The 17,759-nt window shown below is 68.5% G+C and carries 9 protein-coding genes; 5 read left to right on the top strand and 4 right to left on the bottom strand.

Features of this window, described 5'->3' with window-relative positions:
• Window positions 1-67: 67 nt before the first annotated feature.
• The 3 genes from D7W81_RS29625 (at window position 68) to D7W81_RS29615 (ending at window position 7,332) form a co-directional block, all read left to right on the top strand.
• A complete protein-coding gene (locus D7W81_RS29625) occupies window positions 68-3,682 on the top strand; it encodes a GAF domain-containing sensor histidine kinase (RefSeq protein ID WP_120558754.1) in 3,615 nt (1,204 codons plus the stop codon).
• 238 nt (window positions 3,683-3,920) lie between these two features.
• Window positions 3,921-5,201 carry a S8 family peptidase gene (locus D7W81_RS29620; protein WP_120558753.1) on the top strand — a complete coding sequence of 427 codons (1,281 nt, stop codon included), beginning with the start codon at window positions 3,921-3,923 and terminating at the stop codon, window positions 5,199-5,201.
• 193 nt (window positions 5,202-5,394) lie between these two features.
• Window positions 5,395-7,332: a glycoside hydrolase family 15 protein gene (locus D7W81_RS29615; RefSeq protein ID WP_120558752.1), complete on the top strand. Its 1,938-nt coding sequence runs from the start codon at window positions 5,395-5,397 to the stop codon at window positions 7,330-7,332.
• Between the two features lie 12 nt (window positions 7,333-7,344).
• Here D7W81_RS29615 and D7W81_RS29610 read toward each other — a convergent pair whose 3' ends face one another.
• A complete protein-coding gene (locus tag D7W81_RS29610) occupies window positions 7,345-8,961 on the bottom strand; it encodes an LVIVD repeat-containing protein (RefSeq protein WP_120558751.1) in 1,617 nt (538 codons plus the stop codon).
• A gap of 232 nt (window positions 8,962-9,193) precedes the next feature.
• Between D7W81_RS29610 and D7W81_RS29605 the strand changes: the two genes are divergently transcribed.
• Window positions 9,194-9,553, top strand: coding sequence for a hypothetical protein (locus tag D7W81_RS29605; RefSeq protein ID WP_147445661.1), 360 nt, complete (start codon window positions 9,194-9,196; stop codon window positions 9,551-9,553).
• Between the two features lie 299 nt (window positions 9,554-9,852).
• Here D7W81_RS29605 and D7W81_RS29600 read toward each other — a convergent pair whose 3' ends face one another.
• Both D7W81_RS29600 and D7W81_RS29590 read right to left on the bottom strand, forming a co-directional pair.
• The gene (locus tag D7W81_RS29600) at window positions 9,853-10,959 is read right to left on the bottom strand and encodes an ATP-binding protein (protein WP_120558749.1); all 1,107 of its coding nucleotides are present in this window, start codon (window positions 10,957-10,959) and stop codon (window positions 9,853-9,855) included.
• A 399-nt stretch (window positions 10,960-11,358) separates the two neighbouring features.
• Window positions 11,359-12,126 carry an SGNH/GDSL hydrolase family protein gene (locus tag D7W81_RS29590; RefSeq protein WP_244227513.1) on the bottom strand — a complete coding sequence of 256 codons (768 nt, stop codon included), beginning with the start codon at window positions 12,124-12,126 and terminating at the stop codon, window positions 11,359-11,361.
• 341 nt (window positions 12,127-12,467) lie between these two features.
• Between D7W81_RS29590 and D7W81_RS29585 the strand changes: the two genes are divergently transcribed.
• Window positions 12,468-15,440 carry a tRNA wybutosine-synthesizing protein 4 beta-propeller domain-containing protein gene (locus D7W81_RS29585; RefSeq protein WP_120558747.1) on the top strand — a complete coding sequence of 991 codons (2,973 nt, stop codon included), beginning with the start codon at window positions 12,468-12,470 and terminating at the stop codon, window positions 15,438-15,440.
• Window positions 15,441-15,651: 211 nt separating this feature from the next.
• Here D7W81_RS29585 and D7W81_RS29580 read toward each other — a convergent pair whose 3' ends face one another.
• The gene (locus tag D7W81_RS29580) at window positions 15,652-16,896 is read right to left on the bottom strand and encodes a hypothetical protein (protein WP_167508117.1); all 1,245 of its coding nucleotides are present in this window, start codon (window positions 16,894-16,896) and stop codon (window positions 15,652-15,654) included.
• Between the last annotated feature and the right edge of the window lie 863 nt (window positions 16,897-17,759).

The following is a 17,759-nucleotide window of genomic DNA, read 5'->3' as shown; positions in this document are numbered from 1 at the left end:
CCCCGCGCCCCACCCCCTCCTCATCCTCGGGGCTTCTCGCGTCCGCGACAGGGGGCCGTCCGATCCGATGGCGCTCGCCCTGGAGCAGCTCCAGAAGGGCCAGACCCGGGTGACGGAGCTCACCTTGCTCCCGCTGTCGCGCGAGGACTGCGCGCGGCTCATGGGAGACACGCTCGGCGCTGATCCACGGACCCTCGCTCCGCTGGCGGCGTTGGTCTGTGAGAAGACCCACGGCAACCCCTTCTTCACCCTCCAGCTGCTCTCCGCGCTTCATCGCGAAGGCCTGCTCACCTTCGACCGGGGGCGGAGCGCCTGGCACTGGAGCGCCTACCGCATCCGCGCACTGGAGTTGGGCGAAGGCGTCATCGAGCTGATGCTCGGCAAGCTGCGACGCCTCCCCGCCCTCACGCAGGAAGCGCTCAAGCTCGCGGCCTGCCTGGGCGCGACCGTCGAGCTCCCATCCCTCATCGTGGCGGGTGGCTTCGCGGAGGACGCCCTGCGCATCGCGCTGGACGTGGCGGTGCGCGAGGGACTGCTGCTCCCGCACCTCGAAGGCACCTATCGCTTCTCGCACGACCGCGTGCAGCAGGCCGCCTACGCGCTCCTTGAACCCGAGGTGCGCGCCGCCACGCACCTGCGCATCGGCCGCCAGCTGCTCGCGCACACCTCACCGCGGCTGCTGCCCGAGCGCGTGTTCACCCTGGTGGCCCAGCTCGACCAAGGCATCGAGCTCATCGAAACGCGGGAGGAGCGCACCGCGGTCGCCCGGCTCAACCTGCTCGCCGCCAAACGGGCCAGGGCCGCCTCCGCCCATGGCGCGGCGATCCGCTACCTCCAGGCGGGCCAGGCGCTGCTCGCTCCCGATCCATGGACCGTGGATCATGACCTCGCCCAGAGCCTTCACCTGGAAGAGGCCGAGAGCGAGCTGTCCGCCGGCAGGCTGGACACGGCGGAGCGCCTCCTGGCCGTCCTGCTGGCCCATGCGCGGACTCCCAACCAGCGCGCCAGCGTCTACCGGGCGTGGATTGACCTTCACACCACCCGGGGCGCCCTGGGCCCCGCCATCGACAGCGCCAGTGCCTGCCTCCATCAGTACGGCATCGCGCTGAGCCCCCAGCCCACGCCGGAGCAGCTCGAGGAAGCAGACCGTACCGTGGAGCAGCTCCTCGGAGAGCACGCCATCGAAGCGCTGCTCAGCCTGGCACCCATGCGGGATCCGGACATGGAGGCCGCCATGAGCGTGCTGGCCTCCTTCCTGCCGACGGCCTACTTCTGCAACCCGCAGCTGCACCACCTGGTGGCGTGCCAGATGGTGCTCCTCACGCTCCGGCATGGACTGACCTCTGCCTCCACGGTGGGGCTCACCGCCTACGGCTTCGAACTGGTCATCACCCACAAGCAGTACGCCAGGGCGGCCAGCATCGCCCGCGTGGCGCTCGCATTGGTGGAGCGGCACGGCTTCCTCTCCGATGAGGCGAAGGTGTGCCTGGTCGCGGGCGTCGCGATCCTCGCCTGGGTCGAGCCGCCGCGCTCCCTCTACACCTACCTCGAGCGGGTCCTGCGCGCGGGAAGGCGAGCAGGAGACGTGGTCTTCGTCTGCCTCGGGCTCACCCACCGCTGCATGCTGGCGCTGGCCGCGGGCGACCGGCTCGAAGAGGTCGACCGCGCGGCGCGGGCCGCCGCCGACTTCAACCGCGGCATCGGGAACGAGCCGCTGCTCATCTGTGTCGAGGTCGTCCAGCGCCTCACCCAGGCGCTGCGCGGCCGCCCCCCGGCGCTCCCCCACGAAGGGCTCGAGGAGGCGGCCTTCGCCGAGCGGGTGAGCCGCCAGCCGCCGTTCGCCAGCTTCTGGTACCGCGTCCGCCGCCTCGAGCTCCACCTCGTCCTGGGCAACCGCGCCGCCGCGCTCGCTGAAGCGCGACAGCTCTCCGGTCTCATCGTCGCCCAACGGGGCCAGTACGGTGAGGCCCATGCCGTCTTCATGGTCGCCCTGACGCTGGCGGCCCATGGGGAGGAGGCACCGGCGGAGGAGCAGGCGAAGTGGCGGGACGAGTTCGAGGGCCATCACGCCTTCCTCAGGAACCTGGCGGCTTTCTGTCCCGCCAACTTTCTCGCCTTCGAGGCGTTGGTGACGGCGGAGGTCGCGCGGCGGCACGGACGGAGCGAAGAGGCCTCGGAGCACTACGAGCGGGCGCTCCGGGCCGCGCGCGAGAGCGGCCTCGTCCAATATGCGGCGCTGGCGGGTGAGCTGGCCGCGCGCTTCTACCGTTCCCGCGGCCTGCGCACCGCCGCCGACGCCTACCTCGAGGAGGCCTGGCGCGCGTACCAGGAGTGGGGGGCCGAGACCAAGCTGCGCCAGCTGGAGCAGCTGTATCCGCGCATGAAGGAGCGGCTGTCGCGTGTGCTCCCGCATCACCTGTACGCGGAACCCGCGCAGCTCGACGCGCGCGCGATGGTGCATGCGTCACAGGTCCTCTCCCAGGAGATCGTCCTGCCGCGGCTGCTGGAGAAGCTCTTGCGGAGCGCGCTCGAGCAGGCGGGCGCGGAGCGTGGCTACCTGATGACGCTCGAAGGAGGGCATCCCCTCGTGCGGGTGGCGGCCCAGCTGACGGAGTCCGGGATCCAGGTTTCTGTCCTCGGCGAGCCCGTCGCGCCCGGTGCCGAGCTTCCGGGCTCGCTCCTGACGCACGTGCAGCGGATGCGGCAGCCGGTCCTGCTCGACGACGCATCCCAGCCGAGCCCCTTCTCTTCGGATCCGTACTTCGCCTCGCTGCGCGTGCACTCGGTGCTGTGCATTCCGCTCGTCCGGCAGGCGGACCTCGCCGGCATGCTCTACCTGGAGAACAACCAGCTGGCGGGGGCGTTCACGTCCGAGCGGATCCTCACCCTGGAGGTGCTGGCCGCGCAGGCCGTCATCTCCCTGGAGAACGCCCGCCTCTACCAGGCGGCCCAGGAGGCAGTCCGTGTGCGCGACGACTTCCTGGCGATCGCCTCCCACGAGCTCAAGACCCCCATCACCGCCATGAAGCTCCAGGTGCAAGCCATCCGGAAGGGGATGGGCACGCGGGCGCCTGAAGCGCCCACCGAGGGCCGGCTCGTGACCCTGCTCGGGAACTTCGAGCGTCAGGTCAGCCGCCTCGCCTATCTGGCCGACGAGATGCTCGAGGTGTCCCGGCTCAAGGCGGGAGCGCTGGCATTGGCGCTGGACGAGTTCGACCTGTCCACCCTGGTGCGGGAGCAGGTGGACGCCCTGGCCGAGCGGCTGAAAGCCACGGACTGTTCCGTGGAGCTCGACTTCGAGGAGACGGTGGTGGGGCGATGGGACCGCGCCCGCCTGGGGCGGCTCATCACCAGCCTGCTCCTCAATGCCATGAAGTTCGGCGCGGGCCATCCCATCACGGTGCGTGCTCGGGTGACGGGCGACTTCGCGCGTCTCGAGGTACAGGATCGCGGAAGCGGAGTGGATCGCGCGGATCAGGCGCGCATCTTCGAGCGGTTCGAGCAGGCCGCGCCCGCGTACAACTATGGCGGGCTGGGTCTGGGGCTCTACCTCGCGCGTGAGACGGTCCGCGCGCACGGCGGCACCATCACCGTGGAGAGTGCGCTCGGCGCCGGTGCCACGTTCATGGTGGATCTGCCCCTGCGGCGGCAGGGCCCGGCCGACCGTGGCCCCGCTGCTTGAGGTGAAGCTTCAGCCAATCTCATCCAAGGCGCCTGGGTGACGCGCTTCGTGGCCTGGTACAACACCACGCACCTCAATCAACGCCGCATGTTTCACGGGTGGGGGTTTCGGACGTTTCGCGGCCCCGCGGGGCAGCAACCGCTTTGAGTCAGAAAGCGTTACTCCATTGGGACGGCCACGCCAGCGTTGCTTTCCCGGCTTCCGGCCGAAACTGGAAGTGCCACCCCCGGGGGAACCCATGTCGCTGAAGCTCCTGTCGCGGACGGTCGCGTCCGCCTGCGTGCTGTTCCTGCTGTCGGCGTGCCGGAGCGCGGGCAATCCCATACCGCCCCCCGGTGACACACCCTGCCGTGGCACCGCGTCCGTACAAACACCCGTGCGCGAGAAGTTCCTCACGGTCGCGAAGCCGGTCCCCGGCGAGTACGTCGTCGTGCTCAAGGAGCCCCGGGAAGGGGACGCCGCGCTGACGCCGGAGGTGGTCGCGCGGAGCCTCACCGAGCGCTTCGGCGGAAAGGCCTTCCACGTGTACGCGCACGCGCTGCGGGGCTTTGCCGCGCGCATGAGCGAGAAGCAGGCCCGTGCCATGTCCACCGCGCCCGAGGTGGAGTACGTGCAACAGAATGGCGTGGTGACGCTTGCCGGGAGCCAGCCCGATGCGACGTGGGGGATTGACCGCATCGACCAGCGCGACCTGCCGCTCAATCAGCTCTACCTGTACCAGACGCAGGGCCGGGGCGTGCATGTGTACGTCCTCGACACGGGCCTGCGCCCCACGCACCAGGAGTTCGCCGGGCGGGCGGACATCGTCTTCGATGCCGTCGGCGACGGCCGCAACGGCGCGGACTGCAACGGCCATGGCACCCACGTGGCCGCCACGGTGGGCGGCAACGTGTATGGCATCGCCAAGAGCGCGTCGCTGCACGCCGTGCGCGTGCTGGACTGCGAGGGCTCTGGGACGACGGCGGGCGCGGTGGCGGGCGTGGACTGGGTGACCCAGCACCACCAGTCCCCGGCGGTGGCCAACATGAGCCTGGGCGGCGGGGAGGACGCGGCGCTCGACGATGCCGTGCGCCGCTCCATCGCGTTGGGTGTGACGTATGTGCTGGCGGCGGGCAACGAGAACCAGGACGCGTGCAGGCGCTCTCCCGCGCGCACCGCCGAGGCCATTACCGTGGGTGCCACCACCAGCGTGGACCGGCGGGCGCCCTTCTCCAACCATGGCGACTGCGTGGACGTCTTCGCGCCCGGCGACGGCATCCTCTCGGCCTGGTTCAGCGATGACACGGCGACCCGAACGATGAGCGGCACGTCCATGGCCACCCCGCATGTCACCGGCATCGTCGCGCTCTTCCTGGAGGCCCATCCCGCCTCCGCGCCGCAGGAGGTCAGCACCGCCATGACGGGCAACGCCACGCCGGACAAGGTGGCCAACCCCGGGCGCTGCTCACCGAATCGGATGGCCTACTCGGGCTTCATCGCACCCCTGCGGGCCCCCACCGTCCGGAACGGCGGGGAGTAGGCTCGTTTGACCGAGCCCCGGGGCGCGCTGATGCTCTTCGTGGGAGGTCGCCGCCGGGAGGGCCCCCTGCTCGCCAGGGGCCGCTGCGGCGGGAAGGGGGCCCCTTGCGTGGGTGGGTTGCCGGGTGCGGCCTCGCGAGGGTCGCTACTTTGAGGGCGGGAGGTCGCGCTCCTGCCCCGCGACACGCCTGCTCATGGACCTCTACAGCGCCGCCAGGCGGATGGCCCGCCCCTTCCGGTTCACCAACCCGGCGTCCTACCGGGAGGTCCCCCTCGCGGGCCGCGGGGTGATTGGCGATGGAAGCTCCTGCGCGCTCGTCCGGCCGGATGGCGTCATCGACTGGCTCTGCTTCCCCCGCTTCGACAGCCCGAGCGTCTTCGCGGGCATCCTCGATGACGAGAGGGGTGGCATCACCGGCATCACCCCCGTCGTGTGGCCCTTCGAGAGCCTGCAGCGCTACGACCCGGACACCAACGTCCTGGAGACGCTGTTCCGCTTCGAGCGCAAGGGGGCCATCCGCATCATCGACTACATGCCGTGGACCAACGACCCGCGCTCCACCGTCCATGAGGTGCACCGGCGCATCGAGTGCCTGGAAGGCCCGGTGGAGCTGAACATCGTCTTCGACCCGCGCTTCGGTTACGGGGCGTCGCGGACGCGGGTGGAGCGGGAGGAGCACGGCCTGGTCGCCCGCGGGTCGGGAGGGGAGCGGCTGGTCGCCGTGCTCAGCGGGGAGGCGGAGTGGCGCCCCTGCGAGGCGCTGCGCGGCCAACCCTGCCGGGGAGACTCGGGCCTCCAGACGCGCATCCGGATGGGGCCGGGCGAGCGGCGCTGGATGATCCTCGCGTGGGATGCCGACCGGCCGGAGCCGCTTGCCACGTACCGGCCCTTCGACCACCTGCGCGATACGCGCCAGGCCTGGCGCGAGTGGGCGCAACAGCTCCACTACGAAGGGCCGTGGCGGCACCACGTGCTGCGCTCCGCGCTGGCGCTGAAGCTGCTGATGTACGGCCCCACGGGCGCGATGGTGGCCGCGCCCACCACCTCCCTCCCCGAGTGGATTGGAGGGCCTCGCAACTGGGACTACCGCTTCAGCTGGATCCGCGACTCCGCGATGGCGGTGCGCGCCACCAACCTCCTCGGCTTCCAGAGTGAGTCGCGCGAGTTCTTCTACTTCGTGCGCGACACCTTGCAGCGCGGTGACGCGCTTCAGGTGATGTACACGCTGGACGGGGCCGCCGTGCCGCCGGAGCGGGAGCTGGACCACCTGGCCGGCTTCCAGGGCTCGCGGCCGGTGCGGCTGGGGAACGATGCGAGGGACCAGTTCCAGTTCGACACCGCGGGCGCGCTGCTCGACGCGGCGTACCTCTACGAGCGCTCCGGCGGGCGGCTGCCGCTGCGCACCTGGAGACTGCTCCGTTCAGTCATCCAGACCACCGCCCGCCGCTGGAGCGAACCCGACCACGGCATCTGGGAGCCGCGCAGGGAGATGCGGCACAACGTCCACTCGAAGCTCATGGGGTGGCTGGCCCTGCGCCGGGGGCAGCACCTGGCACGGCTCTTCGGGGAGACGGCGCTGGAGCAGTCCAGTGCCGCCCTGGCGGACGTCATCCGGGCGGACATCCTGCGCAACGGCGTGGATCCGGCGCGCAAGCACTTCGTCGGAGTCTACGGAGGGAACGAACCGGACGCCGCGCTGCTGCTCTTGCCCATCGTGGGCTGCTTCCGGGGGACGGATCCGTTCATCCTGAGGACGCTCGACTGGCTGCGCGCGGAGCTGGGCGCGGGCCCGTTCTTGCGCCGGTACCGGATGGATGACGGCGTAGGCGGACCGGAGGGAGGCTTCATCCTCTGCGGCTTCTGGCTGGCGGAGGCGCTGGCGCTGGCCAATCGCATCCCAGAGGCCGAGGACGTCTTCGTCGCGCACGCGGAGGCGTCGAACCACCTGGGACTGCTGGCGGAGGAGATCCACCCGCTGACGCGCGAGCAGTTGGGAAACTTCCCACAGGCCTTCAGCCACCTCGGCCTCATCAGCGCCGCCGCGCGCATCGACCGCGCGCTCAGGCTCCGGGACGAAGGGCAGTCGGAGCCCCCTCACCTCCTGGAGCCCGAGCCGCCCTCCATTGAGTGACCCCGTTCTTCCTCACAGCTCGTTGAAGACGAGCAGTCCCCGCGACGAGTCCACGACGTACACGTGACCGTCGCCAGGGACACGGACGCCATAGACGCCCTCGAAGATGCTGTCGCCCCGGTAGGGGTCGCTCTCGCGGAAGGTGTTGTAATGCGCCACCTGCGTGGGCCGCGTGGGATTGGACACGTCCACCACCCGCAGGCCCTCGTGGTACCAGGCCACGTAGAGCCGGGTGCCGCGCAGGATGAGGTTGTGGATGGACGTGACGGGCCGCATCCGGAACTCGCCCAGCTTCACGATGCGGGCCGGGTCGGTGACGTCGAGCACGCGCAGGTGGGAGCTGTGGAACTCTCCCCCTTCGAAGGCGAGGGTGCGGCCGGCGAAGGTCCCCACCGCGCTGTGGTGCGCGAAGCCGAAGTCCAGGCGCGGATACAGGCCCAGGTAGCGCACGTCATCCAGGTCGGTGACATCCATCACGCCGTAGCCGCCGAAGGCGTTGCTGATGTACAGGCGGTTCTCATACACGAACGCGTCATGCGGCCCCCCGGAGTCGAAGTCCCCGGGGATGGTGATGCGGGTTCGCAGCACGGGAGCCAGCGGCTGGGACACGTCGTAGACGTAGGTGCCAGTGTTGGGGACCATGGCGTAGAGCCGCCCGCTGTCAACGAGCACCGTGTGGGCGCCAAAGCTCCCCGTCGGCAGGTTTCGCACGAAGACAGGCAGCGCGGGATTGGAGAGGTCGTAGACAAGGACGCCCCTGCTGCTGCTGGCCACGTAGAGGGCATTTCCCCAGGCCCAGACCCCATTCCAGAAGTTGTCCCCAGGAAGGCTGATGGTGGCCGTGAGGATGGGATTCTTCGGGTCGCGCACGTCGAAGACGGTGAGCCCTCCCTCACGGCCCTGGTAGGGCAGTGAGACGACGTAGGCGTGGTCCAGGGTGACATAGACATCCACGGGCTGCCCCTGCGCGACATGACGTTCTGACAGCAGCGTCAGCCCTCCGGAGGACTCGGGCTCGCCCGCCCAGCTGGCAACGCGCTGGGCCTCGAAGGTGCCATGCTGCGACAACTTCCCCCGGCGACAGGAGGCGAAGCAGCCGGTGAGGCGGTCCGGCGCGGGCCGCTGACAGCCCACCAGGGTCATGGTGAGGCTCGTGCGCGTGTTGGTCCCGATGAGGGAGAAGCGCCCGTCCTGCGTGTCCCGGAAGCGGAGCGGCTCGTCGAACAACGTGCTCGTGCCTCCGTCACTCCGGAGCTGGAAGCCGACAGGGCCGGTGCTGATGAGGGTGCCCCCGTCCTCCAGGCGTCGCTCATCCCGGGTGTTGGCCAGATAGATGCCCTCCTGGGGAAGCATGGCGAGCGCCGCCGGGTCGCAACTGGAGACATCGAAGCGGGACAGCTCCTCGCAGGCGCTGCTGGACGCGTCCCGGGAATCGAAGCCGCAAGGCGCGAAGGGGCCCCGGTCCACCCAGTCTCCGTGCTCCTCCAGTTCGGTGTACGCGCCGTCCCAGACAAAGGGGCCGGCGTCCGGGGTCCCCGCGTCGAAGGAGGGGCCTGGGGGCGTGTCCTCGCAGCCGGGAAGGAGCTGGAGCACCAGGATGGCCAACAGCGTCCGGAGCGGGATTGTCATGGGAGACCTCGCAAGAGAACGGTATCCCCCCAACGTTCCCACGCCGTCCGTTTCCTCACCTCTCAGTCTGATTTGAGGAATACCGGGCCGTGCTCACCCTCCAGCATCCACCGCACCAAGGAGGGGAAGCATGAAGCCATTCCAACGGTATCTCATGGGAAGTGTCCTCACGGCCGGTCTCCTGGGGCTTGCGCACGAAGCCTCTGGCGCGGCTCCCGAGGAGGACCCTTCCGTGCACTCCCAATGCAAGCCGCGCATGCTGAAGGGCAGCTACGTCTACGCGAACAGTGGGTTCTTCGTGACGGGAACCGACCGGATCCCCTTCGCGCAGGCGGGGCGTGATGTCTTCAACGGGGACGGAACCCTCACGGGCTCGGCGACGGTCAATACCAATGGGGTGAGTTCGCGCATCGCCTACTCTGGCACCTACACCCTCGACTCCCACTGCCGCGGCACCGCGACCCTTACCGACAACACGGGCGTCACGGATCATTTCGACTTCTTCGTCACGAAGAATGGGGAAACCATGACCTACGTCCAGACCGACCCTGGCTACGTCACCGCCACCTTCGAGGTTCGACGGGGCGACTGACGTTGGAGGAGGCACCAGGAGATGTTGGCTCGTCCGTGACACGGCCGCCGGGCCCCCCGTGAAGGAGGACCCGGCGGTGGAATGCGACTTCCAGGCAGGTGGGATGGTGACTACGGACGAGGAACGCTTCCCCCTGGCACCTCGACTTCCCATTCTTCACGCAGGGCGCCCAGAGCCCCCAGCTGTAAGGCAGGGCCGCGCGCCGCGAAGCGCGAGGAGGGCTTCCTGATGAAGGACGCCAAGGCGGCCCAGGCTCCGGCCGTGGACTTCTCCCGGGAGCCCTCCGAAGCCCTGGGCCGCTACGTCGTGGAGGCCGCCGCTCCGGGGAGTGTGAAGAGGAAGGTGCTGCCCTGGCCGGGCTGGCTCTCCGCCCAGATGCGCCCGCCGTGCGCCTCCACGATGCCCCGGGAGATGTAGAGCCCCAGCCCCAGCCCCCGCCGGTCCTCGCTGCGGGCCTGCCAGAACCGGTTGAACACCACCTCCAACTGATGGCTCGGAACTCCGGGGCCGGTGTCCGTCACGGAGAAGCGGACATACTGATCCACCGGCTCCACCCGGAGGAGGATCCTGCCGCCGCCAGGCGTGAACTTGATGGCGTTGGACAGGAGGTTCGCGAGCACCTGGAGGATCCGCTCATGGTCGAACTTCGCCATCAGCGTGTTCCCGTGCAGCTCCACGTCGAGCGTGAGGCCCTGGGCGGAGGCCAGCGGCTGGAACGCCTCGAGGGAGTCCTTCACCAGCGTGGTCGCGTCCTGCAGCGCGGGGGCGACGCGGATATGCCCCGCCTCGATGCTGGCCACGTCCACCAGGTCGCCAATCAGCCGGTTCATCCGCGCGGTGAAGCGTTGGATCTTGTCCGCGGCCTGGGTCGCCTTCCGGCCCGCCTCGTCCTCGCCGGCGCCCCGCTTGAGCAGGGCCGCCTGCAACGCGATGCCCCCGAGCAGCGTGCGCAGGTCGTGGCTGACCATGCCCATGAAGTGGTCCCGCGTCGCGAGCGCCTCGTCGGAGTGCGCGCGCTCCCCGGACAGCCGCAGGTCGGTCTCCGCCCGCTCCAGGTGGAGGAGTGCCGCCAGGGCGAGCATCCGCTCCTCGCGCTCCCCCCGCAGCTCCGCGTCCGCGGTGTCCCGCTCTCCCTGCAGCATCGCATCCTCGGATGCCCGCTCCTGGGTAAGGGTTTCCTGCCCCACGGGCGCCGCGTTCCGCGCCCGCCTCGCGTCCACGATGTCGCGGGCCGCCTGGAGGGCCTCGTCCGCCTGCTCCCGGGCCTTGTCGATGGCGGCGTCCGAGCCCTCTTCAATCGATTTCTGCCGGCCGGCGTACTCCCGGTCCGACCTCTCCCGCTCCACGCGGAGGCCTTCGTCCGTTTGGGCCCGTGGGAGCTTCGGGTCTGCGTCGTGGGTCGCCATGGAGAAACCTCTTATGAAATGCCAACCGCGAGGCAGCGTAGTCCCAATCCGCCCCGCCCGGTCCCCCCAAAGGGCCCCAGGGTGTTGACCAGCGCTGATCAGGCCGGCCGCTCGAAGTGCCCCCCTGAAGTCAGTCGTCCTGGACTTGCGGCCTCTTCGCGGAGGGACCGATGGTCGCGGCCATAAGGAATCAGGTGCTGATGCTGGGCCTGCTGCTGCTCGTCGGTGGCAACGCGCTCGGGCTGAAGACAGACGGACGCACGGGGGTCTTTCCAGCTCCGCGTGAACTCCGCCCGGACCTTCGGCATCCAGGCGAAGCGCATGCGGCTCAAGGCCCTGCTCGCGAAGCTTCGCGCCAACAAGCAGTACGAGGCCGAGGAGAACCCCACGTGGGTGACGTCAGAGGTGCTCGCGGATGGCCTGGTACCAGCGCTCCGCCATCTTCTCCTCACCCATGAGATTCGGATGGACCCCGTCATACGTGTCCGTGGAGGGGTTGAAGTCAGTCCACTGGTCCACCACGTAGACAGGCGAGTCCTCCGTGCTCTTGGCCGCGGCCAGCCCTGGCATGCGCTGGTTGAGGGATTGGAGTTTCAGCGCCAAGGCGGCACCCGCGGTCGGGATGATCTGGGCCATGAACACCTTCACCCGGGGGTTCACCACGCGCAGCCGGTCGATGATCTGCTCCAACTCCAACACGGTGCTGTCCTCTGTCTGTTGATGGTACGTGTCGTTGGTGCCCAGGTGGATGAGCACCAGGTCGGGACGCGTGCTCGCGGCCCAGTTGGAGATGTTCGCGAGCACCTGATCCGCCCGATAACTCCAGTGGCCCTCATGGTCGCGATCGAACCAGACCGTGGAGCAGGTGTTCTCCCCCAGGTAGCCCGTCGACAGGGTGCCCACGAAGTCCGCCCTGTAGCCCTTCTTGGTCAGCTTCCGCCAGAGCTGGCACCGGTAGCTGGCGCGCCCTGCCGCCCCCTGGGTGATGGAGTCACCCAGCGCCATCACCTTCTTCGGCAACAGCGCGGAGACCCCCGCTTTCGCCGTGCCCAACTCCTCAGCCGTGCCCAACTCCTCCAACGATTCGCCTTCCAGCGGACCGCAGCCGAGCATTGCCAGCAGCGCCACGCCCAGCGCGCCCCACACCTGATTCATCATCCACTGCATCAGAGGCCCCCTCCAGGAAGTCCTACTCATGAATCCCGTCAAATCCACAATCGCAATGAATCCCGTTTCAATGGAAGACCGCCGCTCCGCAATTCCGGCAGGGATGTAGAATTGAAGCCACTTCGTACGCCTCTGCTTCTCGCGGCGTCAGTCCTGGGCATTGCTCTCGCATTGCGGTGCACGTATTCCCATACGCGGTGTGAAGCCGGAGGGCCGTCTCCCCAGGGGTTCAGGAATGGCTCGCGCATTCCCTACCCAGAGAAGGTCCATCACCAAACATAGACATTGCCTGTCAGACCCCTTGCCCAGGATGCACGCGCAACCTTGAAACGGAGCCGTGCATGTCATCCCAAGCTTCCGAAGCCACGCTTCAGCAGGAAGAAAAGTCAGGCACCGCGGAGGCCCCCCAGGCCCTTCGTCCTGTTCCGCACCCGGGCCCCGAACGCGCCGATGACGCCCTGAAGGTCCGGGTGGATGCCGCCACCTTCCAGCGCGGCGTCCCCCTCCCCGACCACCCCAACAACGGCGATGAGGCGCGCTACGTCAGTCGCTTCGCCAACTATTCCAAAGGCCTGCGGCACGACGCCTACGGGGACGTCCTCCCGGCCGACTACAGCCAGTTGGCGGGTAGCGTCGTCAGCGGCGTCCCTGACTTCTTCGAGGCCGTCCCCCTGGGCGGCAGCCGCAAGTTCGTCAACCCGCAGGCAGCGCAGGCCTATCAACTGGAGGGCGCGGACTCGCACGCGCTCGCCATCGCTCCCGCCCCCACCTTCGCGGGACTGGAAGTCTCCGGGGAGATGGAGGAGCTGTACTGGATGGCACTGGCCCGCGACGTGTCCTTCCAGGACTACACCAGCGCCTCCGCCCCCGCCGTCATCACCGAAGCCCTCCAGGGCCTCAACCAGCTCGGCGTCTACCGGGGCCCGCGGGTGGACGGGCAGGTGACGGCGGACACGCTCTTCCGGGACTCCCTGCCCGGTAGCACGGTGGGGCCCTTCGTCTCGCAGTTCCTGCTCCAGGACGTGCCCTACGGCGCGCAGACCGTGTCCCAGCGCATCCGCACCCGGGTGCCCGGGGACGACCGCGTCTCCACCTTCGCCGAGTGGCTGCGCATCCAGAACGGCCAGCTCCCCTCCCAACCGGAGACGCTGGACCCGACGCCGCGCTACCTCCGCAACGGACGGGACCTGGCCGAGTTCGTCCACCACGACTTCCCGCTGCAAGCCAGCCTCAATGCCCTGCTCATCCTGACGGTGCGCAACGACACGGACACGGACGGCAAGTCCTCGCCGCCGGTGCACGACGAGAACAATCCCTACCGCCAGTACCAAAAGCAGGATGCGTTCGCGACCTTCGGCAACGCGGATGGGCAGGACCTCCTGGGCCGCGTCATGAAGCTGGCCCTGCTGGGCATCTGGTTCCAGAAGTGGCAGGTGCACCGCCGCCAGCGGCCGGAGGAGTTCGCCGGCCGCGTCCACAACACGAAGTCCGGCACGCGCACCTACCCCATCCATCCGGAGCTGCTCGACTCGCCGGTGCTGCCCAGGGTGCTTGAGCGCAACAACACGCTCAACGGCGGCGGCGGTGGCACGTACCTGCTGCCCATGGCCTTCCCCGAGGGTTCACCCCTCCACCCGGCCTACGGCTCCGGCCACTCCACCTACGTGGGGGCGGGCGTGACGATGCTCAAGGCCTTCTTCAAGACGGACCTGCCGGTGCAGAACCCGGTGGTGCCTGGCGCGGACGGGCTGTCATTGGAGCCCTACACCGGGCCGGCCCTGACCATCGAGAACGAGTTGGACAAGCTGGCCATGAACATCGGCGTCGGGCGGCTGTTCTCGGGCGTCCACTGGCGCTCCGACCACGAGCACGCGGTGCGGCTGGGCGAGCTCATCGCACTCCGGGTGCTTCAGGACCACGCACGCACCTACAACGAGCACTTCACGGGCTTCCGGGTGCGGACCTTCGGCGGCAATACGCTGACCGTCACCTCCATCGCGCCCGTGCTTCCCAACCACGTCAGCGCCGTCACGGGCTTCTCCATCGTCGACGCCAACGGCCTGCCTGTGCCCGGCTACGAATCACTGCGCAACGACATGACCCTGCGGACGGGTGACCTGCCTTCGGGCTGGAAGCTCCAGGTGAACACCTTCCCGGCCACCGTGGGCAGCGTGAGGGTCGTCTGCGACGGCATCACCACGCACGACGATGCCGCGCCCTACACGGTGGAGGCGACAGCGCTGGCGGGGCCAGGCGTCCACACGCTCATGGCCACGCCCTACAGCGGCACGAGCGGAAGCGGCCTGGGCGGCGTGCCCCTGGGGCTCCGGCTCAAGACAGACATCCATTGGAAGGTGACGGGCCTGCTGAACGAGGGCCGCATGAACCACGACATGGTCGTGCTGCCCGACGGGAAGGTGCTGATGGGCCCCACCTACAACGCCAACACCACGGAGCTGTACGACCCGGCCACGGGGCTTTGGAGCCAAACCGGCGTCGCGAAGCATTCCCGCGTCCATTACACGCTGACGCTGCTCGACAACGGCAAGGTCCTGCTCGTGGGCGGCACCAAGGGCTCCGTCTACTTCGCGGAGACGGAGCTGTATGACCCGGCCACCGGCACCTGGACGGTGAGCGGCTCCCTGGCCCAGCCCCGCTTCGAGCATACGGCGACGCTGCTCGCGGATGGGCGGGTGCTCGTGGCCGGCGGTTATGCCGACCCCAGCAGCACCGGGTCTGGCAGGTTGGCGGAGGTGTACGACCCGGCGAGCAACGCATGGACCTCCGTGTCGGCGCCGCCCTGGGGGCAGGCACAGCACACGGCCACGCGGCTCGATGACGGCCGGGTGCTGGTGGTGGGAGGTAACTGGAATACCCCGCTGGCCGCACTCTTCGACCCCACGGCGGGCACCTGGGCCGAGCTCACCCCCCCAGGGGATCCGTTCATCAACCACACGGCGACGCTGTTGCAGGACGGCCGGGTGCTGGTGGCGGGCCTCGCGCGCTCGTGGATCTACTCGCCCACCGGCGGGAGCTGGACCCGTGCCGGAGACCCTTCCGTGTCCCGAAACGGGCCCACGGCGACACGTCTGCCTGATGGCAGGGTCCTCCTCACCGGAGGCGAAGGGTCGAACAGGCTGATCCGGGAAGCGGAGCTGTTCGACCCGGTCACGGGAGTCTGGACGCCGACGACGCCGATGATCCGCGCGCGCAGGGGTCACACGGCGACGCTGCTGTCCAACGGCAAGGTGCTGGTCGCCGGGAGCGACGATTACAACGCCCCCGTCCAGGTGTGCGAGCTGTACACCCCTTAGCGCCGGGACGTGAGGAAGTCCGGGGCCCCAGCGCCCCGGGCCTCCGCGCGCCACACGCTCGCGGCCGGGGCAGACCGGGTCCGGCCCACACCCGGCAAGCACGGACGCCGGTATCGAGTTCCGGCGCCGGGGGGCCGGAGACACGACCGCCGGGCCCCCGTGAAGAAGGACCCGGCGGCGGAATGCGAAGGTTCAGCCGGGGCGACAGGGACTACCGGGCGTCGCGCACGTCCACGGTGAGGCAGGGCTCCATCTTCTCCGGGGCAACGAGGAACAGGTCCTCGCGGCCCAGGTCCTGGGTGAGGCCCGACGTGGCGAAGCCAATCTGCCCGCCGCCGTCATACGCGAGCGCCGTCCAGTCGTTCTGAGACGCGGGGAAGATGTTGTTGGGGCTGCCGGAGCGGTTGAAGTCCCGGGCGTAGCTCGCGGCCTGGATGCTGTTGTTGGCATTGAAGTCCAGGTTGGTACTTGCGTTGCCCGTGACCTGGATGTCGTTGAAGCGAAGCCCGCTGATCTTCGCGAGGTCCGCTTCGGTGGTGGGGGCGACGGGCGCGAAGGCGGAGACCTCGTTGACGCTCTGCTCGCTGAAGGAGGCCACCTGCACACGGGAGTAGTCGAGCACGTTGTTCAAGCCGCCAATGCCGAAGCCATAGAACTGGTACTCGTAGTTCATGATGCTCAGGTAGTTGGGCTTGTAGTTGGAGTCGTCGTTGCCACCGTGGCGCAGGCCGATGTTGTGCCCCAATTCGTGCATCAGGGTTCCGGCCAGTTGCAGCTCCGTGATGCCGGCGGCGAAGCCCAGCGTCACCACGAAGTCATGCGCGGGGATGCCGCGTGAGATACCGCTGGAGTTCCCGCCTCCGTACCGGTTCGCGAACAGCATGTAGTGGAAGTAGGGCGCGCGGTTCGCGGCGAAGTACTTGCCCTTGATGACGTCGAAGTCCGTCCACACGGGGTTCAAGTCCAGGTCCACGTCCACCGCGGCGATCTGCTGGTCCACCACCACGTGCAGCGTGATGCCCGTGGAGCCATCCGGGTTCGACACCGGCGCCTTGGCGAAGGCCGAGATGACACGGTTCAGCATCGCCTGCGTCGGCTGCTGCCCCGGGTAGTAGTCCGCCTCGATGAAGATGTCCTTCTTGCGCGCGTTCGCGCCGAGGGCCGTCAGGTCCAGGCCGCCGCCGAAGCCGAACGACTCCGCGTAGTCGTTGAGCCGGTCCCCATCCGTGTCGGGGTTGTTGGGGTTGGTGCCCAGCAGCAGCTCCACCAGGTCGCAGACGGCGTCGCCATCCGTGTCCAGCGCGCCCGCGCAGGCGGGGATCGGCAGCGGGATGGCCAACTCCATGCCCTGCGCGGTGCTGGCCAGCTCCGGCTCCGGGAGCTCAGCCCCGCCACAACCGTTCAACCCCAGGAGCGCGACAGAAGCGGTCAACAGCATTTGATGAAGCTTGGACATGGAACTCCCTTTGTTCGCAAACGATTGGCTTCGCGCCAACCGCTCTCTGCTTGCCATCTACAGGTTTATTTTTGCTATTTGTTGGGGTCGCGGGGCTCGTCCACGAGGTAGTTGTTGCTCCAGGAGTCGAGGTCGGCCGGCTCCACTCGGCGCAGTAGTTCATGGTCGAGAGAGGGTCGTACGCGGTGATGACCTCTCCATTGGGTTGCTGAACAATGGTGTTGTCGCAGTAGCCCGGCGTGTTGGGTTGATTGCCCGGAGAGTCCTGCTCGTGCCAGAACCCCAGGGCGTGGCCGAACTCGTGCAAGGCGACGCCGCGGATGCAATATTCGCGGTCATCTCCCGGCTGGCGAAGTTGAAGTTGGAGACGTCGGTGAAGCCTGAAGCGTTCGTGGGCCAGTAACCGGCGGGATTGCCATAGAGCTCGTCCTGCCGTGAGTTCGCGGCCACGACCTCCATGTCCGGGAAGGGCCCGGCCTCGGGATTGCAAGCCACGAGGAGCGAGGAGAGCAAACCAAGGACCTGGGTCGCTCCAATGACACGCAAACTGCTCTTCATGACTCCCCCGGTGAAGCCTTTCCTCACTGCGAGTCATCAACTAACACAAAACAAAAGCCAGACCAAGCGAAGATGGGTGTCATCCAGCAATAGAGGATTTTGACTGGAATATTCCACCGAGCCAGACGGACGGCACGCCGATACTCCAGAGTTCAAAACACCTGCATGGATCCACAACGCAGCGCGTCCCGGGTTACGTCTCCGCGCAAAGAAAGCTCATGCGCATGAGGGGAAATCCATACGCATCAGAGGGCTGGTGCGACTGTGAGGGTGGCGGGAGGGTGAAGAGGGGCCAGGGAGGGGCG

The sequence above is a fragment of the Corallococcus aberystwythensis genome, assembly GCF_003612165.1.
Classification (GTDB): domain Bacteria; phylum Myxococcota; class Myxococcia; order Myxococcales; family Myxococcaceae; genus Corallococcus; species Corallococcus aberystwythensis.
Note: the sequence above shows the minus strand (reverse complement) of the source record. Positions and strands in the feature narration are given on the sequence as shown.